We start from the raw sequence: 21,027 nt of genomic DNA on the forward strand, positions 1-21,027 counted from the left end.
ACGATCGGCCCGCGCGCCGGTCGTGCACGGAACGGCGGTCGCAGGTCGCTTCAGGTTCGACCTGAAGGTGAAAGTCGAGCCTTCATCGATTCGACGGACAGGATCAGCGCAGGTCGAGGCGCATCAGCACGCGCGGGAATCCCGAGAGCACCGACGTCGTGTCGGCCGCCTTGGCGAACCCGGCGCTCTCGAACAGCCGCCGCGTGCCGACATAGGCCATGGTCAGGTCGACCTTGGCGCCGTCGTTGTCGACGGGATACCCCTCGACCGCCGGCGCGCCCTGCGCCCGGGCGAAGTCGACGGCGCCGTCGATGAGCGCGTGCATGACGCCTTTCCTGCGGTGCCCGGGACGGACCCGGAAGCACCACAGCGACCACGCCTCGAGGTCGTCGACGTGCGGGATCTTCCGGAAGGTCGCGAAGTGGGTGCGGCCGCGTGGCGCCACCGCGGCCCAGCCGACGACCTCATCGCCGTCGTAGGCCAGCACGCCGATCGGACCCTCCTCGTCCATCAGCCGGCGGACGCGTTCGCCCCGCTCGGGCCCGCGGAGCGCCGTCGCCTCTTTCGATGGGATGCGGTAGCTGAGGCAGAAGCACACGGTCGACTCGGGCTTCTTCGGCCCGATGACCGCGGCGACGTCATCGAAGACGGTCGCGGGCCTGACCTCGATCGCCATGCCGACACTCTGCCCCCGTCCTCTGACATCGTCCAGTGGCGCCCGTAGGGTGAGTGCATGCCGACCCCGGATTTCGTCCTCGAGCTGCGCCGCAAGATCGGCACAGACCCGCTGCCGCTCGCCGGTGTGACCGCTGTGGTCTTCCGCGACGACAAGGTGCTGCTCGGCCGTCGGAGCGACAACGGAGCGCTGACGCCCGTGACGGGGATCGTCGATCCGGGCGAAGAGCCGGCCGACGCGGCCGTCCGCGAGACGCTGGAAGAGGCGGGCGTCGTGTGCCGCGCGGAGCGGCTGGCCTGGGTGCACCAGATCCCGCGGGTGACGTACGAGAACGGCGACCAGTCCGACTACCTCGACCTGACCTTCCGCTGCGTCTGGGTCTCGGGCGATCCGTACCCGGCGGACGGCGAGATGAGCGAGGTCGGCTGGTACGACCTCGACGCGCTGCCCGATCTCGGAACGGACATGCGCCGCCGCATCGCGTCCGCGATCGCCGAGGACGATGTCGCGCGCTTCGAGGGCGGTCGCTGAGGAGGGCGCACGTCCCGGCGCTGCTCTCAGTCGCCGCGCAGCAGGTCGAGCGCGTGCTGGAGGTCGGCCGGGTAGGCCGAGACGAAGGTGACCCACTCGCCCGACGCGGGGTGCGCGAACGACAGCTGGTGAGCGTGCAGCCACTGGCGCGTGAGCCCGAGACGGGTAGACAGGGTCGGGTCCGCTCCGTAGAGCGGGTCTCCGACGCAGGGATGCCGGTGCGCGGCCATGTGCACGCGGATCTGGTGCGTTCGCCCCGTCTCGAGGTGGATCTCGAGCAGCGAGGCGCCCGGGAACGCCTCGAGCGTCTCGTAGTGCGTGACCGAGTCCTTGCCGGCGGGTGTCACCGCGAACTTCCACGAGTGCGTCGGATGACGTCCGATGGGCGCGTCGATCGTTCCGGCGAGCGGATCCGGGTGCCCTTGGACGACCGCGTGGTAGATCTTCTCGACCTCGCGCTCCTTGAAGGCGCGCTTGAGCGCCGTGTACGCGCGCTCGGTCTTCGCGACCACCATGAGGCCGCTCGTGCCGACATCCAGGCGATGCACCACGCCCTGACGCTCGGCAGCGCCGGTCGTGGCGATCCGGTATCCGCCGGCAGCGAGGGCTCCGAGCACCGTCGGGCCCTCCCAGCCGACCGAGGGGTGCGCCGCGACCCCGGAGGGCTTGTCGACCACGACGATGTCGTCGTCGTCGTAGACGATGCCGAGATCGGGCACGGCCACGGGAACCACCCTCGGCTCCTCTTTGGGAGACCACGACACCTCGAGCCAGGCGCCGCCGCGCAGCTTGTCGGACTTGGCGAGCTGTCGCCCGTCCATCACGACGCCGCCGGCCTCGGCGACGTCGGCCGCGAACGTGCGCGAGAAGCCGAGCATCTTCGCCAGAGCCGCATCGACCCTCGCGCCGTCGAGCCCGTCGGGCACGGGAAGGCTGCGCGAATCCACGTCAGTCCTTCGTCTGACCGGATGCCTCGGCATCCGACTGCTCGTCCCCGCTCGGCGCGTCGGACTCGGCGCCCCGACGCTCGCGGGTGCCGTCGAGGTGCAGCCCGACGAGGACCAAGAGTGCGACGCCGATCATCATCGTGACGATGAAGATGTCGGCGACGTTGTAGATCGCCGGCATCATCCATGGGGTGTTGATGAAGTCGACGACGTGGCCGACGGGAAACCCGGGTTCGCGCAGTACCCGGTCGGTGAGGTTGCCCAGCACACCGCCCAGCAGCAGCCCGAGGGCGACCGCCCACAGGCGCGACGAGACCCGGGTCACCGCGAGGTACACGATGACGAGAGCGACGGCGGCCAGAGCGATCGTGAAGATCCAGGTCACGCCTTCGCCGAGCGAGAACGCGGCCCCGGGATTGCGGGTGAGGTAGAAGATCAGGAAGTCGCCGAGGACGTGGACCGGCTCCTGGTAGGGCAGGTTCTCGAGCGCAAGGTGCTTCGCAAACTGGTCGGCGGCCAGTACCAGCACCGCGAGGACCGCGATGATGGTACCGGCCGCCGCCTTATGAAGCGGGGGTCGGCCTGACAAAGGCCGGCTCAGAGACCGATCGCCGAGACCGGCTGCGAGCCGGACGTCGTCGTGGTCTCGAGATCACGCAGCTTGCCTTCGATGTAGCTGCGCAGCTGCGCGCGGTAATCGCGTTCGAAGTTGCGCAGCTCGGTGATGCGACCCTCGAGGGTGGTGCGCTCGCGCTCGAGCTTCGACAGCTCCTCGCGACCGCGGGTCTCGGCCTCGGACACGATCGAGGCGGCCTGCGCCTTGGCATCGGAGATGAGCTGGTCGCGCTGGGCGATGCCCTCGGCCACGTGCTCGTCGTGCAGGCGCTGAGCCAGCTCGATGATCCCGGCGCTCGCTGCGGGAGCCGCGGCAGCCGGTGCGGCGGCCGCCGGAGCAGGCGCCTCCACCACAGGAGCCGGTTCGGCGGCTCGTGCGGGCGCTTCGCCCGACTCGTACGCCGCCAGCTTCGCCTTCAGCTCTTCGTTCTCAGCCAGTGCCTTGCGCCACTCGACGACGATCTCATCGAGGAAGTCATCCACCTCGTCGGGGTCGAACCCCTCCTTGAAGCGGACGTGCTGGAACTGCTTGGTGACGACGTCATCGGGGGTCAATGCCATGATGGGTTCCTCTTTCGAGCGTCTGGACCGTGCCGATCGGTTGGCCGGTTCCCGGGGGCCGATGTCGGGGGGCCGACCGACGGGCGGCCGGCCGTATCAGGCAAGCATAGCCGCGGCATCCGAGCGTGTCGAAGGCGCGAGCCGCCTGGCGGCGTACGTGTCAGCTCGCGATGCTGCGCGTGACGCTGAGCAGGATGAAGCACAGCAGCATCGTCAGCGCGAAGCCGAAATCGATCGCGATCGCGCCGACGCGCAGCGGTGGGATGAACCGTCGGAAGAGCTTGATCGGAGGATCGGTGACGGTGTAGATGATCTCGGCTGCGACCAGTCCCGCGCCCCGAGGACGCCATTCGCGGTTGAAGAACGGGATCCAGTCGAGGATCAGCCGTGCGAGCAGCACGAAGACGTACAGGAGCAGTGCGAGATTGAGGATCGATGCGATGATCTGGACGACGGCCACGTAGCCAGATTACGGCTGCGTGAAGGGAACCGAGTCCGGGTCGGCGTGCGCGACGCCTCCGTCACCGGATACCGCGACGTTCTCAGGGGACAGCAGGAAGACCTTGCTGGTGACCCGCTCGATGCGTCCGTACAGGCCGAGCGACAGACCGCTGGCGAAGTCGATGAGGCGTCGCGCGTCGGCGTCGCTCATCTGGGAGAGATTGATGATGACGGGAATGCCCTCGCGGAAGTTCTCGGCGATGATCTGCGCGTCGCGGTACTGCTTCGGGTGCACCGTGAGGATCTCGCTCACCGCCTGCGGGGTGGGCTGACGCACGACCGTGGGACGGTGGATGGGCGTGACGGGCGCGGCCGGCTTGTCCACCACCTGCTCGGGCTTGCGTCCGCGCGGCTGAGGCGCCGGCTCTTCGTAGACCTCTTCCTCGTCGGCGAGGCCCAGGTACACCATGGTCTTCTTGAGCGGGTTCGACATCGCATCCTCCGTTGTGCTCATCTTTTCCGAGGTTAACCGCGTTCCGGCCGCGGACCCGTGATTGCCGACCCGATCCGCAGGTGTGTCGCGCCTGCCGCGATCGCCTCGGCGAAGTCCGCCGTCATTCCCGCTGAGATCCAGTCGGCGCCCGGCACGACCGCGCGCACGGTCTGCGCATAGCCGTGAAGGCGCTCGAACGCCGCCGCGGGGGCCTCGTCGAGCGGGGCGACCGCCATCACCCCGCGCACGCGCAGCGTAGGCAGCGCGGCCGCGTGCGCGGCCAGCGGCTCGAGCTCGGCCGGCGCCACCCCGCCGCGACCGGGATCATCGGTGAGGTTCACCTGCAGCAGCACATCGAGCACCGGCTCGCCGGGCTCCGCCGCGGCGTCGAGCGCGTCGGCGAGGCGCGTGCGGTCCAGCGAATGGACGACACCCGCCGCGGCACGCACCGCACGGGCCTTGTTGGTCTGGGCCTGCCCGATGAAGTGCCAGCGCAGGCCGGCCAGATCGCCGACCTCGGCGGCTTTGCGGCTGAACTCCTGCTGGCGGTTCTCCCCCACGTCGCGCACGCCGAGCGCATACAGCTGCTCGACGAGCGCGGCGGGGTGGAACTTCGTCACCACGATCCGCGTCAGCCCCGACGGATCACGGCCTGCCGCGCGCGCGGCGTCCGCGATCCGCTCATCGACCTCTTCGAGGCGCGCGGCGAGATCGACCATCGGGCTGAACGGGTGACGGGCTGGCTTGCCGACGACTTACTTCAGGAAGTCGGGGATGTCGAGGTCGTCGTCACCGAAGGCGGAGTCGTACGACGTCTCGGACACGGCCCCGACCGAGACCGGGATGGCCGGTGCGGCCGGCTCCTCCACGCGGTCCCGCGCGGCCTCGTCGGCAGTCGTCGTGGGCAGCGCCGGCGCCGACACCACGCGGGACGCCGTGATGGGCTCGATCCGCTGCTGCGGCTCACCGCCATCGAAGCCGGCCGCGATGACGGTCACGCGCACCTCGTCGCCGAGCGTGTCGTCGATGACCGTTCCGAAGATGATGTTCGCCTCGGGGTGCGCGGCCTCCTTGACCAGCTGCGCGGCATCGTTGATCTCGAAGATGCCGAGGTTCGAGCCGCCCTGGATCGACAGCAGCACGCCGTGGGCGCCCTCGATCGACGCCTCCAGCAGCGGCGACTCGACCGCCAGCTCAGCCGCCTTGATCGCCCGGTCCGCCCCGCGGGCGGAGCCGATGCCCATGAGGGCCGATCCCGCTCCCTGCATGACCGACTTCACGTCGGCGAAGTCGAGGTTGATCAGACCCGGGGTCGTGATCAGATCGGTGATGCCCTGCACACCGGCGAGGAGCACCTGGTCGGCGGTGGCGAACGCCTCGATCATCGAGATGCCGCGATCGCTGATCTCGAGAAGGCGGTCGTTGGGGACGACGATGAGGGTGTCGACCTCTTCCTTCAGCCGGCCCACCCCCGTCTCGGCCTGCTGCTGGCGGCGGCGGCCCTCGAACGAGAAGGGCTTGGTCACGACACCGATGGTGAGGGCGCCGATCGATTTCGCGATCTTCGCGACCACCGGCGCGCCGCCGGTGCCCGTTCCGCCGCCCTCGCCCGCGGTCACGAAGACCATGTCGGCGCCGCGCAGCGCCTCTTCGATCTCTTCCGCGTGGTCCTCGGCGGCACGGCGGCCGACCTCGGGGTCCGCGCCCGCACCGAGGCCGCGAGTGAGCTCGCGCCCCACGTCGAGCTTGACGTCGGCGTCGCTCATCAGCAGCGCCTGGGCGTCGGTGTTGATCGCGATGAACTCGACCCCGCGCAGGCCCAGCTCGATCATGCGGTTGACGGCGTTCACGCCGCCTCCGCCGACACCGACCACCTTGATGACGGCGAGGTAGTTCTGGTTCTGGCTCATGCCGGCCTCCGTAGCCCTGGACCTGTGTAACCTTCAACCTCTAGTAGAGGTATAAAGAATTGCCCGGTATGCAATTCCTCGATGTGACGAAAGTAAGCGGCACACGCGCGCGCGGCCGGAGCGAGGCGGCGTGTCGCGCCAACCCACCCGAGAAGTCGTCGGTCGGGGTGCGTTCAGCGCACCACGACGGCGTCGGGAGACGAGACGTCGTAGGCGATCACGTCTGCCGGCGGCCTGCTCGCCATCGTGCGCGTGAGGACCAGCGCCTTCCGCGCCGACTGCTCCGCGCTCCCCCATACGACCTGGGTGTTGGTGCCGCCGAGCGTGAGGGTCACGTCATCCGGGGTCGTGGCCGACACTGCCGTCACCTGCGCACGCAGATCGTCGGGCAGCGACCGCATCACCTGACCGGCGGCGGCGAAGGCGTCGGAGTCGACACCGCCGGTGACGGTGAGAAGGGGCGTGCCGGCGGCCGGCGCGGCCGTGGTCGACAGGGCGACGCCGGCCGCGTCGACCAGTGTGTATCCGGCACGCGTCTCGATCAGGCCGATCGGGGTGCGCTCCACGATGCGCACGACCAGATCGTGGGGCGGGCGCGCCTCGAGCGTGTACGACTCGATGAGCGGAAAGGCGATGAGCTCGGCCTTGACCCCGCTCTCGTCGACGAGCGGCAGCGGGGTGCCGACCTGCCCCGACAGCGCGTCGACGACCTCGGAGGAGGCGAGCTGGTCGGTGCCGACCACGACGACGCGCTCGACCGCGAAGAGCGGGCTGTAGGCGGCGCCGATGGTGGCCAGAGCGACGATGAGGACGGATGCCGCGGCCCCGAGCCACACCGCACGCCGCCGTCGCTGGCGGACGGTGAAGCGGCGCACCTCGGCGCGCAGCGCCCTGCGGCGGGCGCGAGCGGCACGCCAGACCTCGCGGAAGCCGACGTCGTCCGATCCGAGACCGGGCTCCGGCGCCCGGTCAGCCGGCTCGGCGCCCCGTCGTGACCCAGCCGTGGCGAGCGGAGGCGACGGCGACGGGCCGGAGAGCGGGATGATCGGGGCGGTGGCGTTCTCGTCCAGCGCTCGATCGTCGACGGACTCGAACGCCGGACTGTCGTCGATCGCGTCTGCCGCGGGAACCGGCACCGTCGCCCGCGGGGAGCGGCGGGCGCCGTCTGCCGCACGCGAGGGCACGCCGGTCCGCGCCGCCTCGCCTGCGGGAGGCTGCGGCAGCGGCGACGGGCGGCGCACGAGGCCTACTCCCCGGCGTCCGCAGCGGCGGTCGTACCGGAGGCCGGGCGGCCGAGCGCTTCGAGCACCTGCGGGATGATCAGATTGACGTTGCCGCAGCCGAGGGTGATGACATAGTCGCCGTCGCGGGCGACCGACGCGGTGTAGTCGGCGGCATCCTGCCAATCCGGCACGAAGTGCACGTGCGACGGGTCGTCGAACGCGTCGCTGACCAGCTCGCCGGTCACGCCCGGCACCGGGTCTTCGCGCGCGCCGTAGACGTCGAGCATGACGGTGTGGTCGGCGTAGCGCTCGAGCACCTCGGCGAACTCGCGGTACATCTCCTGCGTGCGCGAGTACGTGTGCGGCTGCTGGATGGCGATGATGCGACCGTCGCCGACGACCGTGCGGGCCGCGGCCAGAGCGGCCGCGACTTCGGTGGGGTGATGCGCGTAGTCGTCGTAGACGCTCACGCCGCGCGTGACGCCGTGCAGTTCGAAGCGCCGCACCGTCCCGGCGAAGCCCTCCATCGCACGCACGGCCGGCTCGAGCTCATGCCCGAGCGTGAGCAGCACGGCGATGGCGCCGGCGGCGTTGATCGCATTGTGGGCCCCGGGGACCGGCAGCCGGGCCTCGACGGTCGCGCCGTCGTGGGTGATCGAGAACGAGACGGGGCCATCGGTGACGATGTCGCTCACCCGCACCGTCGCGTCGGCGGCCTCGCCGAAGGTGACGACGTGCCGGTGCGTGAGCTGCTCCCGCACGATCCGAGCGCCGGCGTCGTCGGACGAGATGACGACGGCTTCGCGCGCGTCGTTGGCGAACTGCGCGAACGCGGCGTAGAACGCCTCGCGCGTCCCCCAGTGGTCGAGGTGGTCGGGGTCGACGTTGGTGATCAGTGCGATCGAGGTGTCGTAGAGCACGAACGTGCCGTCGGACTCGTCGGCCTCGATGACGAACAGGTCGTCCGAGCCGCTCGCGCTCGAGACGCCGAGCTGGGCGATCACGCCGCCGTTGACGAACGTCGGGTCGGCGCCGAGGTCGCGCAGCGCCGTCACGATCATGCCCGTGGAGGTCGTCTTGCCGTGCGCACCCGCGACCGACACGAGGCGCCGTCCGCCGATCAGCCAGTACAGCGCCTGCGAGCGGTGGATCACGTGCAGTCCGCGTTCTTTGGCGCGCACGAACTCCGGGTTCTCGGGCCAGATGGCGCCCGTGTGGATGACGGTGTCGACGTCGTCGGCGAGGTTCGCGGCGTCGTGGCCGACGAAGACGGTGGCACCGAGAGTCTCGAGGTCGCGCAGGCCCTTGCTGTCGGCGCGATCGGAACCCGAGACGCGGATCCCGCGGTCGAGGAACATGCGGGCGAGGCCCGACATGCCGGAGCCGCCGATTCCGATGAAGTGGGCGGCCTCGATGTTCTCGGGGATGGGAAGACTGAGATCGGGTCTGATCATGGCCCGTCAATCCTAAGTTGGCGGGCGGTCCCCGCGGCCCCGGCGCGCGGGCCGGCTCCCCCTGTGTTGTATTGACACATCGCGCTGCATGCGAGAGTGTCCTGGGGTGATCGTCGTCGACCCTGCCTCGCACGTCCCTCCGTTCGAGCAGCTGCGTGCAGGGCTTCTCGACGCCGTGTCGTCGGGTGAACTCGCCGCCGGCGAGCGGCTTCCCACCGTCCGGCGACTTGCGGAAGACCTCGGCGTCGCGCCCGGTACGGTGGCGCGCGCATACCGCGAGCTCGAGGCATCAGGCATCATCGAGACCCGCGGACGCAACGGCACGTTCGTGTCGTTCCACGGCGATCCCGCCCGGCAGCAGGCCCAGCGCGCCGCGGCCGCGTTCGCGGAGCAGGTGCGCGCGCTGCGGCTCGACACCGACGAAGCGCTGGCACTCGTCGCGGCGGCACTGCGCTCCGACGGTGCCGCCCCGCTCTAGGTCGAGCTCGCGAGAGCCCGATCGATCATCGAGACGACGTTCGCCGTTCCCGTGCGGGTGCCGACGGATGCCGCCGCCGCCGTCATCGCCGCGCGACGGGTCTCATCGGTCAGCAGCGGCACGACCTCGGACCGCACGCGATCGCCCGTGAACGCGGCATCCGGGATCAGCACCGCCGCCCCGGCGCGGACGGCGGACGCGGCGTTCAGCGCCTGCTCGCCGTTGCCCACCGCGTACGGCACGTACACCGACGGAATGCCGAGTGCGCTGATCTCGCTGACCGTCGCGGCGCCCGCGCGAGAGACGATGACGTCGGCAAGGGCGAAGGCGAGGTCCATGCGGTCGACATATCGCCGCACGACGTACCCGCCCGCGCCAGGGTCGACGAGGTCCGAACGCTCTCCCGTGACGTGGAGCAGCTGCCAGCCGGCGGCGAGCACGTCGCGCCAGGCACTGTCGTGCCCCTCGCCGAACGCCTCGTTCAGGCGCTGGGCACCGAGCGAGCCGCCGAAGACGAGCAGCACGGGGCGCGAGGCGTCGAGGCCGAAATGCGCTGCCGCCTCTGCCCGCGTCGCGCGACGATCGAGGTCCACGATCTCGCGGCGAAGTGGCATCCCCACCACTCGGGAGCCCTTCAACGGCGTTCCCTCGAAGGCGACGCCGACGCCGGCAGCCCAGCGCGCGCCGAGGACGTTGGCCAGCCCCGGCTTGGCGTTCGCCTCGTGCACGACGAAGGGCACACGGGCCCGTTGCGCCGCCACATAGGCGGGTGCCGAGGCGTAGCCGCCGAATCCGACGACGACGTCCACGCCGCGATCGGAGATGTGGCCGCGGACGTGCGCGATCGCTCGACGGAATCGCCACGGAAAGCCGGCGGCGGCCCGGTTCGGCCGCCGCGGGAACGGCACCTTGTCGACGAAGAGCAGCTCATAGCCGCGCTCGGGAACGAGGCGGGACTCCAGTCCCTCCCTCGTGCCGAGCACGAGCACGTCGGCTTCAGGATCGCGCGCCCGCAGGGCGTCGGCCACGGCCAGGAGCGGGTTCACATGGCCGGCGGTGCCGCCGCCTGCGAGGAGGTACGTGGTCATTCGGACGATTCTCCCATGCCTGGTTCACGCATCCTCACCGGTGTGGTGCGCGCAACGGCTCGGGTGAGCGGTCAGGTCCGCGTGCGGGCCTCGCGGCGGACCCGTGCCGCACGAGCCTGCTGGATGGCCGCCTCGCGTCGCGCCACCGATGCAGGAAGTGTCCGGGCGAAGGCCAGCAGCACGCCGCACGCGAGCAGCACCGACAGCAAGGACGTGCCGCCCTGCGACATGAACGGCAGCGGCACGCCCAGCACGGGGAAGACGCGGAGGACCACGCCGATGTTGATGAGCGCCTGACCGACGATCCACACCGTGATCCCGCCCGCGGCGATGCGCACGAACGGGTCGTCGGTCTTGCGGATGACATGGAAGGCGCCGACGGCGAACAGCGCGAACAGCGCGAGGACGACCGCGCAGCCGATGAGCCCGAGCTCTTCGCCGACGATCGCGAAGATGTAGTCGTTCGCCGCGGCGGGGAGCCAGTCGTACTTCTCTCGCGAGTTTCCGAGCCCGAGACCGAAGACACCGCCGCTGGCCAGACCCCAGATGCCGTGCAGCGGCTGGTAGCAGTCGTTGAAGTAGTCGTCGAGGCAGTTCGGATTCAGAAAGCTCATGAACCGGCGCATGCGGTCGGGGCTGGCGATTGCGAAGTACGCCACGAAAGCGGCCGCGCCGATCGCGGGCAGGAGGAAGATCCGCAGCTTGACGCCTGAGAAGAACAGCGCCCCGAGGACGACGAGCACCAGGATCATCGCCGTGCCGAGGTCCTTGCCCGCGATCACGGTCGCGATCGCCAGTCCGGCGACCGGGACGAGCGGGATGAACACGTGCTGCCACTTCGTCAGCAGCGTCCGCTTGCGGAACAGCACGAACGCCACCCACAGCGCCAGCGCCAGCTTCAGGAACTCCGAGGGCTGCGCCTGGAACCCGGCGATCGTGATCCAGTTGCGGTTTCCGTCGTTGGAGTGCCCGAGCGGCGTGAACACCAGCATCTGGAAGGCGACGGCGAGGATGAGGGCGGGCCAGGCCAGCTTCTTGTAGAACGCCACCGGGAAGCGGCTGGCGATGAGCATGATGGGGATGCCGATCACGGCGAACATGCCCTGCTTGAGGACGACCTCCCAGGGCGCCTCGCCACGAGCGGTGGACGTGGCCGACGTCGCGGAGAGGACCATGACGAGTCCGAAGACGGTGAGCAGGAGCGCCGTCGATGCGATCAGCAGGAACTCGCTCGGCACCGGCGCGAAGACGCGGCCGAGCGACACGCGCGCGGCGAGTCCGCGCCTGCCGGCGGGTTCGGGCTCAGGAGTCTCGGCCGGTCGGGCCCTCGGCGGCATCGTCGTGCTCATCCTCAGCCCCCGTCCCGATCCGTTCCCTCACCGCTGCCGCGAATCTCGTCCCGCGGTCCGCATAGGACGCGAACTGGTCGAACGATGCCGCGGCGGGTGCGAGCAGAACCACGTCCCCGTCACGCGCCACCCCCGCCGCCAGTTCGACGACCTGCGCCATGACCCCTTCAGTCTCATCGGCGTCCACCTGGAACACCGGGACTGCGGGCGCGTGTCGCGAGAACGCCGCGACGACCGCCGTGCGCTCGGCCCCGATCACGATCGCCGCTTTCGCTGTCGTGCCGCGCGTCGCGACGAGCTCCGAGATGTCGACGCCCTTGAGCAGCCCGCCCACCACCCACACGGCGCCGGGGTAGGCCGCGAGCGATGACGCCGCGGCGTGCGGGTTGGTCGCCTTGGAGTCGTCCACCCACGTGATGCCGTCGTGCCGTGCCACGACTTCGATGCGATGGGGGTCCAGGCGGAAGTCGCGCAGCGCCGCCCGGATGGCCGCCGGCGCGACGTCGAGCGAGCGCGCGAGTGCCGCAGCGGCGAGGATGTTCGCCGCGATGTGCGGGGCGGCGAGGCCACGCTCGGCGAGCTCGGCGACGGTCGTCAGCTCCAGGGCGCTGGTGCGCCGGTCTTCGAGGAACGCACGGTCGACGAGGATCCCGTCCACCACCCCGAGGTCGCTCGGACCGGGCACGCCGAGGTCGAAGCCGATGGCCCGCGCACCCTCGACGACGTCGGCGTCCTCGACCATGCGCCGGGTGGCGGGATCCGCCTTGTTGTAGACGCAGGCGACTCTCGTGTTGTCGTACACGTGCGCCTTGGCGTTGCGGTAGTCCTCGAACGAGCCGTGCCACTCCAGGTGGTCATCGGCGAGGTTGAGGCAGACCGCGGCATGAGGCGAGAGCGGTGAGGGCGTCGCACGACGGCCCAGGTACCAGAGCTGGTGGCTCGACAGCTCGACGACGAGCGCGTCGAAGCCCGCGGGGTCGCGCACCGCATCGAGCACCGGCGTGCCGATGTTGCCGACGGGCGCTGCGCGCAGGCCCCCGGCGACGAGCATGGTCGCCGTCAGCCGCGTCGTGGTGGTCTTGCCGTTCGTGCCGGTGACGAGGATCCAGTCGGCCGGCGAGCCGTCGGGGCGCACGACCTTGTCGCGGACGCGCCAGGCCAGCTCGATGTCGCCCCACAGGGCGATGCCGCAATCGTTCGCCCACGTGATGAGCGGATGCCGCGGCGAGAAGCCGGGCGATGCCACCACCACCTCGGGGGCGAAGTCGGCCAGCTCGTCCGGCACGGTCTCGAGCGTGCCGGTCCACAGCCGCGCTCCGATGACCGGCAGCAGGCGCTCGTACTCCTCGTCGGCCCGCTCGGTGACCACGAGCACATCCGCGCCGAGCTCCGCGAGGGTGTCGGCGACGGCGAACCCGGTGACCGACAGCCCGAGCACCGCGACGCGCAAGCCCTTCCAGTCGGCGTTCCAGCTCGTAAGCCCGGCGAGACGGTCGGAGGTCATGTCTGAGTGAGCCATTCCACGTAGAAGAAGCCGATGCCCGATACCGCCAGCAGGCCGGCGATGATCCACATCCGCACCACGATCGTGATCTCGGACCACCCGCGCATCTCGAGATGGTGGTGCAGCGGGCTCATGAGGAACAGCCGCTTGCCGCGGGTGACCTTGAAGTAGATGCGCTGAAGGATGACCGAGCCGGACGCGATGACGTACACGCCTGCGACGAGCACGAGCAGCAGCTCGGTGCGCGTCAGGATGGCCATCGCCGCGATCACGCCGCCGATCGCCATCGACCCGACGTCGCCCATGAAGACCTTGGCCTTCGGCGCGTTCCACCACAGGAAGCCGACCAGGGCGCCCACGAAGGACGCCGACACGATCGCCAGGTCGAACGGGTCGCGCGTCGGGTAGCACGCGGCCTGCGCCGCAGCCGAAAGGGCCTCGCCGCCCCAGCACGCCTGATTGAACTGCCAGAACGCGATGAGACTGTAGGCCCCCGTGACGAAGATGCCCGCCCCGGCCGCGAGCCCGTCGAGGCCGTCGCTGAGGTTGACCGAGTTGGAGGTCGCGACGCCGATGATCGCGACCCACACGAGGTACAGGATCCACCCCGCGATCGCGCCGAGCGCCCAGAACGACAGCGCGGGCACGTCGCGGAAGACCGAGATGAAGGGCGACCCGGCCGTCTGGTCCCACTGGTTCGGGAAGTTCAGCGACACGATGCCGAACGGCACGAGTACGAGGATCTGGCCGACGATCTTGCGCCAGCCGCTCAGACCGAGGCTGCGCTGACTGCGCACCTTCATGTAGTCGTCGATGAAGCCGACGGCGCCGAGGCCGACCATCATCCACAGGACGAGCCAGCCCGAGATGGTGGGCGGGTTGTTGCCCGTGTAGGCGCCGACGAGATAGCCCACGATGGTGCCGGCGATGAAGATCGTGCCGCCCATCGTGGGCGTGCCGCGCTTGGCCTGGTGACTGGGGTTGTGCACGTTCTCGGGAGTGCGGATGACCTGTCCCCAGCCCCATTTGCGGAAGAGGCGCAGGAAGACGGGTGTCAGGAACAGGGTGAAGGCCAGCGAGATCGCTGCGGCAGTCAGGAGTGATCTCACGAGAACGATTCTCCCAGACGATCGCCGAGGAACCGCAGTCCCGCAGAGTTGGAGGACTTCACCAGCACGCGGTCACCCTCACGCAGTTCGCCGCGCAGGTAGTCGAACGCCTCGTCCGCCGTCTCGAAGAACACGGCCTCGTTGTCCCAGGATCCCTGCGCCACGGCTTCGAGGAACATGCGGCGTGCGTCGGCGCCGACGACGACGATGCGCTGGATGCCCAGCCGCACCGCCAGCAGGCCGATGCGGTCGTGCTCCTCTTCGGCGTACTCCCCCAGCTCGCTCATCGCACCCAGGACGGCGACGGTGCGCTCGCCGGGCCCGGTGATCTGAGCCAGGGTGCGCAGCGCGGCCGCCATCGAATCAGGGCTGGCGTTGTAGGCGTCGTTGATGATCCTCACTCGGTCGGATCCGAGCGGCTGCATGCGCCAGCGCTCGGCGATCTCGACGGTCTCGAGCCGTGCGACGGCATCGGCGAGCGAGACGCCCAGTGCGGTCGCCGTGGCGAGGGCCGCGAGGGCGTTCATGACGTGGTGCTCTCCGAGCACCCGCAGGCGCACCGGGAGGGAGAGGCCGTCGGCGGTGACGACGAAGGAGGTCCCGGATGCCGTCACCTCGACGTCGTCGGCGCGCACGTCGGTGGCCGCGGGTCCGCGACCGAACCATCGCACCGTGGCAGCGCGCTCGGCGGCGATGGGAGCCATCGCGGCCACCCGGGCGTCGTCGGCATTGAGGACCGCCAGGCCTCCCGAGTGGATCGCGCGCACGAGCTCCGATTTGGCGTGGAAGGTCGCCTCGATGCCGCCGAAACCTCCCGCGTGCGCCATGCCGACCATCAGCACGACGCCGACGTCGGGGTCGACGAGACCGGCGAGCCGGGCGATCTCGCCGGGCGCGCTGGCACCGAACTCGCTCACCAGGAATCGCGTGGCCCCGGTGACGCGCAGCATCGTCAGGGGCGCGCCGACCTCGTTGTTGAACGAGGCCTTGGGCGCGACGGTCTCGCCCTCGCCCTCCAGGATGCGGGCCAGGAGGTTCTTCGTCGTCGTCTTGCCGTTCGAGCCGGTGATGCCCACCACACGCAGGTCGCCCGCCTCCCGCACGCGCTTGACCACCTCGCGCGCGAGGGCGGCGAGGGCGGCGACCGCGTCCGGCACGACGATCTGGCTCACTCCGGGCGCAACCTCGACGACGTGCTCGACGATGGCCAGCGCGGCACCCGCCGCGGCGGCGCAGCCGACGAAGAGGTGTCCGTCGGTGTCGGCGCCGGGCTTGGCGACGAAGATGTCTCCGGACCCGATGAGCCGGGAATCGGTGTCGACCGCTCCCGAGACGACGGTCTCGGGGGTGTCGTTGCCGGCGAGGGCGATCTCGCCGCCGACGGCGTGGGCGACCTGAGCGATGGTGAGCGAGATCATGGTTCTCCGGCCGGGTCGGGAGAGGCTACTGACCGAACTTGGCCAGCAGCTCCGGCGCCGTCGTGGAGGGCATGACGCGGTAGGTCTTGAGAACCTGGGTCATGGCCTTCTGGAACGCGGTCGCGTTGGCCGCAGACGATGTTACCTTCGTCGGCTCGTCGAGCGTCACGACGACGACGTACTCCGGGTCATCGGCGGGAGCGAAGCCCACCATCGTCGTGTAGTAGACGCCCGCCTTGTAGCCCCCGTTGACGAGATCCGCCTTCTCACCGGTGCCGGTCTTGCCGCCGACGCGGTACCCGGGGATCTCGACGGATTTCGCGTACGGGGCCTGCAGGAAGACGTTCTCGAGCATGGCCCGCATCTGGGCCGACGTGCTCTCGCTCACGACCTGCTCCGGCTCTCCGAGCTCCGGCTGGACCACGGTGCCATCGGCTTCGGTGCACGACTCGATGATGGACAGCGGCATCTTCACGCCGTTGTTCACGATTGCGCCGTACGCACGTGCCAGCTCGGGCATGGTGGTCGTGAGCGCCTGACCGAAGGACGTGTTGTAGGTGCCCTGCGGACCCCACTGCTCGACCGGATTCAGCAGGCCGGTCTGCTCCGACGGGTAGCCCGACGCCGTCCCCTGCCCGATCCCGAACCGCTGCAGGTAGTCGTACCGCGTCTGCGGGCTCACGGTCTCACTGAACTTCGAGATGCCTACGTTCGAGGAGTCGATCAGGACACCGGTGAGGGTGTAGTCGTTCGCGGGGTGCCGGAACGAGTCCCTCACCTTGGCGCCGTTGGGAAAGGTCTCGTCGCTGGACGCGACGACTCTCGAGTCCGGCGTCTGACCCCCGGCGTCGACGACGGTCGCGGCGGTGAGCGCCTTGAACGTCGAGCCGGGTTCGAACCAGTCCAGGAAGATGCTGCTCGTCCGCGAGTCCTGCGGAGTCGCCGCGAAGTCGTTGGGGTCGACGGTGGGGTACTCGGCCGCCGCCCGCACCTTCCCGGTCTTCACCTCGTACACCAGGATCCCGCCCTGCTGAGCGCCCATGTTCTGGGTCTGCTCGGCGATGAGCTGCTGCAGGTACCACTGCAGGTCGCGGTTGATGGTCAGCTGAAGCGCACCGCCGTCGGCGGCCGGCGTCTCCCGCGCGGTGCCGGGGATGACCACGCCGTCCTTGCCCTGCTGATAGACGCGTTCGCCGTTGGTGGGCGCCAGGCAGTCGTTCTGCGACTTCTCGAGGCTCTCCAGCGGCGCACCGTCGGAGCCGACGAAGCCCACGAGGTTGCCGGCGACGGCGCCGTCGGGGTACGCCCGCGCCGGGTGCTGGACGCACACGATGTACGGCGCCTCGAGTTCGGCGAGCTCGCGATACTGCTCCGTGGAGACGCTCTTCTTGAGGTAGGCGAACCGCGAGGCGGGATCTTCGGCCAGCGCGGTCGCCACGATGCCGCGGACCTCCTCCGGCGTCTGTCCCGTGATCTCGGCGACATCGACCGAGACCTCCTCCCAGAGCCGAGCCTTCGTGGTTCCCTCCAGGACGTTGGCGTCGATCTGCGTGATCAGCAGCGGATCGAGCTGGCAGTCGTAGCGCAGGATGCTGCCGGCAAGGGTCTGACCTGTCTCGTCGACGATCGGTCCGCGCGTGCCGTAGAGGACCTGCTCGCCGGCGAACGCGCGGTCGAGTGAGTCCTCGATGTGCTCATCTGCGTTGACCACCTGGATGTCGACCAGCCGGACGATGAAACCCGCCAGCACGGCCAGGACGACGGCGAGAGCGACCACCGTGCGGCGGCGGGGGCTTCTGGTGCTTCGGGTCGTCATGCGCTCAGTGTGTGCTCGGGGTGGGCAGTCCGTCGGTCAGCGCAGGCGGAGTGTTCGAGACTCCGCCGTCCGACGTCCCTTCGGGGACGACCACGGGCACCCCGCCGATCGTCGCGTCGGGCACGGTGACCAGGGGCGTGTCGGCGATGAGCGCGTTCGGAACAGCGCCGCGCCCGATGGCGTCGATCGAGGACGATCCCATCGCGACCTCCGCGGCGCCGAGGAGGGCGCCGTCGCTCAGCCTCAGATACGACGGTGATTCGTCGATCACCATGCCGAGCGCCGCGGCGTTGGCCGCGAGATACTGCGGCGAGCTCAGTCCGGCCACGTCGTCGTACAGGATCTGCTTCTCATACGTCAGTTCACGCTGCGCCTGCGTGAGCGCCGACAGCTCGTACGAGCCCTGCGTCGTCATGATCGACAGCGCCATCTGCGCACCCGCGATCAGGAAGGCGCCGAGCACGGCGACCACGCCGTACAGCAGCTTCGGCCGGCGACGCCGGGCGGGCGCCTCGACGACGCGCAGGCGGCGCTGCGGGGCGTCGAAGACATCCGGGGCCGCACCGCCCTGAGGAAGACGCGGAGCGGACCCGAAGGCGGGGGCGGGGACACTCATGCGCGACCTCCTTCACGTCGGGGCCGGACGCGCTCGGCAGCGCGCAGCCGCACGGGCGTCGCGCGGGGATTGACCGCACGCTCCTCGTCCGATGCCAGTTCCGCGCCTTTGACCAGCAGCCGGAACCTCGGCGCATGCTCGGGAAGCTCGACCGGCAGCCCCGGCGGCGCCGTCGAGGCCGCGGCATCCGCCATCGCACGCTTCACGAGCCGGTCCTCGAGGGACTGGTACGACAGCACGACGATGCGACCGCCGACCGGCAGGACGTTCAGCGCCGCGGGGATGGCACGCTCGAGCACCGAGAGTTCCCGATTCACCTCGATGCGCAAGGCCTGGAACACGCGCTTGGCGGGGTGACCGGCGCGCTGCGCGGCAGCGGGGGTCGCCGCATGCAGGATCTGGACGAGCCGGCCCGACCGTTCGATCGGGGCCTCGGCGCGCGCGGCGATGATCGCGCGGGCATATCGACCGGCGAGCTTCTCCTCGCCGTAGCGCTCGAAGATGCGGCGCAGGTCTCCTTCGCCGTAGGTCGCCAGAACGTCGGCGGCAGTGGTGCCGGCCGACTGATCCATGCGCATGTCGAGCGGCGCGTCCTGTGCGTACGCGAAACCGCGGTCGGCGACGTCGAGCTGCAGCGACGAGACGCCCAGATCGAAGAGGATGGCGTCCGCGGCCTCGACTCCCGCGGAGGCGAGGGCCTCGGCGATGCCGTCGTAGACGGTGTGCACGAGCGTCACACGGTCGCCGAATCGCGCGAGCCGCTCGCCGGCGATGCGCAGCGCATCGGTGTCACGGTCGAGTCCGACCAGGTGCAGCCCCGGGAAGCGATCGAGGAAGGCTTCCGAGTGGCCGCCCATGCCGAGGGTGGCATCGACGAAGACCGCGCCCTCGCGCTCGAGTGCGGGGGCGAGAAGCTCGACGCAGCGCTCGAGGAGGACCGGAGTGTGGATGTCGCGCAGGTTCATGATGTCGGGGCCTCTCGTCGTTCCCTAGACCCTGATCCCCATCCGCTCTCTGACCTGGCGCCGGGGAAGTGCGTCAGGGCGTGAGCGGCTGGGAGTCGGGATCGAGGCAACGGTCGTTCAGAACAGGCCCGGGATCACCTCCTGCTCGAGTTCGGCGTAGGTCTCTTCGTTGGCTTCGGCGTATGCGTTCCAGGCGGCGGCGTCCCAGATCTCGGCGTGCGCGCCGACACCCGTGACCACGAGGTCCCGCTCCAGGCCCGCGTAGGCCCGCAGGGGCGGCGGGATCGTGATGCGGTTCTGGCTGTCGGGCTTCTCGGCACTCGCGCCCGAGAGGAACATCCGCAGGAAGTCGCGAGCCTGCTTGTTGGCCAGCGGCGCCTCGCGGATGCGCTCGTGGACCCGCTCGAACTCCTCGGTGCTGAACACGTAAAGGCAGCGGTCCTGGCCGCGGGTCACGACGACACCGCCGCCGAGGTCGTCGCGGAACTTGGCCGGGAGGATGACGCGGCCCTTCTCGTCGAGCTTGGGAGAGTGCGTGCCCAACAGCATCGGTACATCCCACCCCCTCCGATCGCCGGCCCCCCGGATTGCACGCCACTTTACTCCACTCCCCTCCACTTCACCACCACCGACATGGTCGTTCTCTCCCCGAGGGCAGGCGACGGCACCGGGGAGGCGCGAAGAAGACGGGAGGCAGGCAACAAAAAAGCACCGACCCGGAGGTCGGTGCTTCTGTGCGGTGTCAGCCGGCGAGGGGCGTCAGCGTTCGCCCTGCCGTTTGTCCCAGCGGTCGTTCATGCGATCCATGAACGAGGAGCTCTTTCGAGCGCCCGCCGATGCCGGCTGGTCCGGCTCGACGCGCATGCGCCCCGGGCCGCGGCCCGGCGTGACGGCGAGGAGCACGCCACCCAGCATGATGACGAACCCGACGACGCCCACGACCACGAGCGGGATCGACACCCCGACGACCAGGCCCCCGAGGCCCAGCAGCACGAGGATGGTGCCGTAGACGATGTTGCGATAGCTGAGGCTGCGTCCGTCCCGGGGCGCGCTGACGACATCCGCGTCGTTGCGCATGAGATGGCGTTCCATCTCGTCGAGCAGGCGCTGCTCCTGTTCGGAGAGTGGCATGCATCCCCCTCTGTACTTCCGATGGCTCGATTCTACGCGTGCCGTAGATCACTAGGCTAGGCCCGTGTCCGCCCCCGGAGAGACGATCGAAGCCATTTCCCAGCGACTGGACATGTTCGTCTCGGGTCAACGGCTTTCCATCGCGGATGCCGGGGCCGAAGCGGCCCTCCTCGTCGACGCCGCTGCACGCGCCGCGTCGGGCGGCAAGCGGCTGCGCGGCCGCTTCTGCGTCGCCGGGTGGAGCGCAGTGGAGGGAGGGTCCGGACGGACGGCTTCGATGCCCGAGTCCGTGGTCACCGCCGCAGCGGCGCTCGAGCTGTTCCAGGCGGCCGCCCTCGTGCACGACGACGTCATCGACAATTCCGACACCCGGCGCGGGCGCCCCGCAGCACATCGTGCTCTCGAGTCCGTTCACCGCGATGCGCGATGGGTGGGGGATGCCGCGGCGTTCGGCCGCTCCGCGGCGATCCTCCTGGGCGATCTCCTCGTCGCCTGGAGCGACGATCTGTTCGAAGAGGGACTGACCGGCCTCTCCCCCGCGCGGGCGATGGCGGCGCGCTCGGAGTACGCCACCATGCGGCGCGACGTGACGCTCGGCCAGTTCCTCGACATCGCCGAGGAATCGGCCTTCCTCTCCGAGTCGGACGACCGCCATGCCGAACGTGCGCTCCGTGTGGCATCGTTCAAGTCGGCGCGTTACAG

The 21,027-nt window shown here is 70.0% G+C and carries 23 protein-coding genes; 3 read left to right on the top strand and 20 right to left on the bottom strand.

Annotation, left to right across the window (positions count from 1 at the left end):
* Positions 1 to 103 precede the first annotated feature (103 nt).
* Entirely contained in the window at positions 104 to 676 is a 573-nt protein-coding gene (locus WYM_RS03030) for a GNAT family N-acetyltransferase (protein ID WP_019179350.1), read from the bottom strand.
* 57 nt (positions 677 to 733) lie between these two features.
* Here WYM_RS03030 and WYM_RS03035 point away from each other — a divergent pair, with 57 nt between their 5' ends.
* On the top strand, positions 734 to 1,207 hold the full coding sequence (locus WYM_RS03035) for an NUDIX hydrolase (RefSeq protein WP_019179351.1): 474 nt from the start codon (positions 734 to 736) through the stop codon (positions 1,205 to 1,207).
* 26 nt (positions 1,208 to 1,233) lie between these two features.
* Here WYM_RS03035 and WYM_RS03040 read toward each other — a convergent pair whose 3' ends face one another.
* From WYM_RS03040 to murC, 9 genes are all read right to left on the bottom strand, one after another.
* Positions 1,234 to 2,154 (bottom strand): RluA family pseudouridine synthase, encoded by a 921-nt coding sequence (locus WYM_RS03040; RefSeq protein WP_019179352.1) that lies wholly within the window; start codon positions 2,152 to 2,154, stop codon positions 1,234 to 1,236.
* A 1-nt stretch (position 2,155) separates the two neighbouring features.
* Entirely contained in the window at positions 2,156 to 2,683 is a 528-nt protein-coding gene (lspA, locus tag WYM_RS03045; RefSeq protein ID WP_019179353.1) for a signal peptidase II, read from the bottom strand.
* Between the two features lie 68 nt (positions 2,684 to 2,751).
* Positions 2,752 to 3,330: a DivIVA domain-containing protein gene (locus WYM_RS03050; protein WP_019179354.1), complete on the bottom strand. Its 579-nt coding sequence runs from the start codon at positions 3,328 to 3,330 to the stop codon at positions 2,752 to 2,754.
* Between the two features lie 160 nt (positions 3,331 to 3,490).
* On the bottom strand, positions 3,491 to 3,790 hold the full coding sequence (locus tag WYM_RS03055) for a YggT family protein (RefSeq protein ID WP_019179355.1): 300 nt from the start codon (positions 3,788 to 3,790) through the stop codon (positions 3,491 to 3,493).
* Between the two features lie 9 nt (positions 3,791 to 3,799).
* Complete coding sequence (locus WYM_RS03060) at positions 3,800 to 4,264, bottom strand: cell division protein SepF (RefSeq protein WP_019179356.1); 465 nt, start codon at positions 4,262 to 4,264, stop codon at positions 3,800 to 3,802.
* 32 nt (positions 4,265 to 4,296) lie between these two features.
* The gene (locus tag WYM_RS03065; RefSeq protein ID WP_019179357.1) at positions 4,297 to 4,983 is read right to left on the bottom strand and encodes a YggS family pyridoxal phosphate-dependent enzyme; all 687 of its coding nucleotides are present in this window, start codon (positions 4,981 to 4,983) and stop codon (positions 4,297 to 4,299) included.
* A gap of 36 nt (positions 4,984 to 5,019) precedes the next feature.
* Positions 5,020 to 6,174 (bottom strand): cell division protein FtsZ, encoded by a 1,155-nt coding sequence (ftsZ, locus tag WYM_RS03070; protein ID WP_019179358.1) that lies wholly within the window; start codon positions 6,172 to 6,174, stop codon positions 5,020 to 5,022.
* 173 nt (positions 6,175 to 6,347) lie between these two features.
* Complete coding sequence (locus WYM_RS03075; RefSeq protein WP_019179359.1) at positions 6,348 to 7,415, bottom strand: FtsQ-type POTRA domain-containing protein; 1,068 nt, start codon at positions 7,413 to 7,415, stop codon at positions 6,348 to 6,350.
* A 5-nt stretch (positions 7,416 to 7,420) separates the two neighbouring features.
* Positions 7,421 to 8,851, bottom strand: coding sequence for a UDP-N-acetylmuramate--L-alanine ligase (gene murC / locus WYM_RS03080; protein WP_019179360.1), 1,431 nt, complete (start codon positions 8,849 to 8,851; stop codon positions 7,421 to 7,423).
* Between the two features lie 106 nt (positions 8,852 to 8,957).
* Between murC and WYM_RS03085 the strand changes: the two genes are divergently transcribed.
* Entirely contained in the window at positions 8,958 to 9,329 is a 372-nt protein-coding gene (locus WYM_RS03085) for a GntR family transcriptional regulator (protein ID WP_019179361.1), read from the top strand.
* Here the strand turns inward: WYM_RS03085 and WYM_RS03090 are convergent.
* From WYM_RS03090 to WYM_RS03135, 10 genes are all read right to left on the bottom strand, one after another.
* Positions 9,326 to 10,417, bottom strand: a complete 1,092-nt coding sequence (locus tag WYM_RS03090) for a UDP-N-acetylglucosamine--N-acetylmuramyl-(pentapeptide) pyrophosphoryl-undecaprenol N-acetylglucosamine transferase (RefSeq protein WP_019179362.1) — start codon at positions 10,415 to 10,417, stop codon at positions 9,326 to 9,328. The genes WYM_RS03085 and WYM_RS03090 overlap by 4 nt on opposite strands.
* 71 nt (positions 10,418 to 10,488) lie before the next feature.
* The gene (gene ftsW, locus WYM_RS03095) at positions 10,489 to 11,766 is read right to left on the bottom strand and encodes a putative lipid II flippase FtsW (protein WP_040568982.1); all 1,278 of its coding nucleotides are present in this window, start codon (positions 11,764 to 11,766) and stop codon (positions 10,489 to 10,491) included.
* A complete protein-coding gene (gene murD / locus WYM_RS03100; protein WP_019179364.1) occupies positions 11,720 to 13,270 on the bottom strand; it encodes a UDP-N-acetylmuramoyl-L-alanine--D-glutamate ligase in 1,551 nt (516 codons plus the stop codon). Before murD ends, ftsW begins: the two co-directional genes overlap by 47 nt.
* Positions 13,267 to 14,379, bottom strand: coding sequence for a phospho-N-acetylmuramoyl-pentapeptide-transferase (gene mraY / locus WYM_RS03105; protein WP_019179365.1), 1,113 nt, complete (start codon positions 14,377 to 14,379; stop codon positions 13,267 to 13,269). Before mraY ends, murD begins: the two co-directional genes overlap by 4 nt.
* A complete protein-coding gene (locus tag WYM_RS03110; protein ID WP_019179366.1) occupies positions 14,376 to 15,797 on the bottom strand; it encodes a UDP-N-acetylmuramoyl-tripeptide--D-alanyl-D-alanine ligase in 1,422 nt (473 codons plus the stop codon). The genes mraY and WYM_RS03110 overlap by 4 nt, the downstream gene beginning before the upstream one ends.
* A gap of 25 nt (positions 15,798 to 15,822) precedes the next feature.
* Positions 15,823 to 17,613, bottom strand: coding sequence for a peptidoglycan D,D-transpeptidase FtsI family protein (locus tag WYM_RS03115; RefSeq protein WP_026059501.1), 1,791 nt, complete (start codon positions 17,611 to 17,613; stop codon positions 15,823 to 15,825).
* A 4-nt stretch (positions 17,614 to 17,617) separates the two neighbouring features.
* Positions 17,618 to 18,229, bottom strand: coding sequence for a hypothetical protein (locus tag WYM_RS03120; RefSeq protein WP_019179368.1), 612 nt, complete (start codon positions 18,227 to 18,229; stop codon positions 17,618 to 17,620).
* On the bottom strand, positions 18,226 to 19,194 hold the full coding sequence (gene rsmH / locus WYM_RS03125) for a 16S rRNA (cytosine(1402)-N(4))-methyltransferase RsmH (protein WP_019179369.1): 969 nt from the start codon (positions 19,192 to 19,194) through the stop codon (positions 18,226 to 18,228). The genes WYM_RS03120 and rsmH overlap by 4 nt, the downstream gene beginning before the upstream one ends.
* A 117-nt stretch (positions 19,195 to 19,311) precedes the next feature.
* Positions 19,312 to 19,743, bottom strand: coding sequence for a division/cell wall cluster transcriptional repressor MraZ (mraZ, locus tag WYM_RS03130; protein WP_019179370.1), 432 nt, complete (start codon positions 19,741 to 19,743; stop codon positions 19,312 to 19,314).
* 210 nt (positions 19,744 to 19,953) lie between these two features.
* Complete coding sequence (locus tag WYM_RS03135; RefSeq protein WP_019179371.1) at positions 19,954 to 20,325, bottom strand: DUF3040 domain-containing protein; 372 nt, start codon at positions 20,323 to 20,325, stop codon at positions 19,954 to 19,956.
* A 64-nt stretch (positions 20,326 to 20,389) separates the two neighbouring features.
* Here WYM_RS03135 and WYM_RS03140 point away from each other — a divergent pair.
* Positions 20,390 to 21,027 (top strand): polyprenyl synthetase family protein (locus WYM_RS03140; RefSeq protein WP_040568999.1); only part of this gene is annotated, 638 nt, incomplete at its 3' end.

Source organism: Microbacterium yannicii PS01, from assembly GCF_000304335.1.
GTDB classification, from domain to species: Bacteria; Actinomycetota; Actinomycetes; order Actinomycetales; family Microbacteriaceae; genus Microbacterium; species Microbacterium yannicii_A.

What these genes read in the sequence shown, in the direction of transcription:
- WYM_RS03030 (WP_019179350.1), bottom strand. Translation starts at nt 676, where the DNA reads ATGGCGATCGAGGTCAGGCCCGCGACCGTCTTCGATGACGTCGCCGCG.
- WYM_RS03035 (WP_019179351.1), top strand. Translation starts at nt 734, where the DNA reads ATGCCGACCCCGGATTTCGTCCTCGAGCTGCGCCGCAAGATCGGCACA.
- WYM_RS03050 (WP_019179354.1), bottom strand. Translation starts at nt 3,330, where the DNA reads ATGGCATTGACCCCCGATGACGTCGTCACCAAGCAGTTCCAGCACGTC.
- WYM_RS03060 (WP_019179356.1), bottom strand. Translation starts at nt 4,264, where the DNA reads ATGTCGAACCCGCTCAAGAAGACCATGGTGTACCTGGGCCTCGCCGAC.
- WYM_RS03065 (WP_019179357.1), bottom strand. Translation starts at nt 4,983, where the DNA reads ATGGTCGATCTCGCCGCGCGCCTCGAAGAGGTCGATGAGCGGATCGCG.
- ftsZ (WP_019179358.1), bottom strand. Translation starts at nt 6,174, where the DNA reads ATGAGCCAGAACCAGAACTACCTCGCCGTCATCAAGGTGGTCGGTGTC.
- murC (WP_019179360.1), bottom strand. Translation starts at nt 8,851, where the DNA reads ATGATCAGACCCGATCTCAGTCTTCCCATCCCCGAGAACATCGAGGCC.
- WYM_RS03090 (WP_019179362.1), bottom strand. Translation starts at nt 10,417, where the DNA reads ATGACCACGTACCTCCTCGCAGGCGGCGGCACCGCCGGCCATGTGAAC.
- ftsW (WP_040568982.1), bottom strand. Translation starts at nt 11,766, where the DNA reads ATGAGCACGACGATGCCGCCGAGGGCCCGACCGGCCGAGACTCCTGAG.
- murD (WP_019179364.1), bottom strand. Translation starts at nt 13,270, where the DNA reads ATGACCTCCGACCGTCTCGCCGGGCTTACGAGCTGGAACGCCGACTGG.
- WYM_RS03110 (WP_019179366.1), bottom strand. Translation starts at nt 15,797, where the DNA reads ATGATCTCGCTCACCATCGCTCAGGTCGCCCACGCCGTCGGCGGCGAG.
- WYM_RS03115 (WP_026059501.1), bottom strand. Translation starts at nt 17,613, where the DNA reads ATGACGACCCGAAGCACCAGAAGCCCCCGCCGCCGCACGGTGGTCGCT.
- WYM_RS03120 (WP_019179368.1), bottom strand. Translation starts at nt 18,229, where the DNA reads ATGAGTGTCCCCGCCCCCGCCTTCGGGTCCGCTCCGCGTCTTCCTCAG.
- rsmH (WP_019179369.1), bottom strand. Translation starts at nt 19,194, where the DNA reads ATGAACCTGCGCGACATCCACACTCCGGTCCTCCTCGAGCGCTGCGTC.
- mraZ (WP_019179370.1), bottom strand. Translation starts at nt 19,743, where the DNA reads ATGCTGTTGGGCACGCACTCTCCCAAGCTCGACGAGAAGGGCCGCGTC.
- WYM_RS03135 (WP_019179371.1), bottom strand. Translation starts at nt 20,325, where the DNA reads ATGCCACTCTCCGAACAGGAGCAGCGCCTGCTCGACGAGATGGAACGC.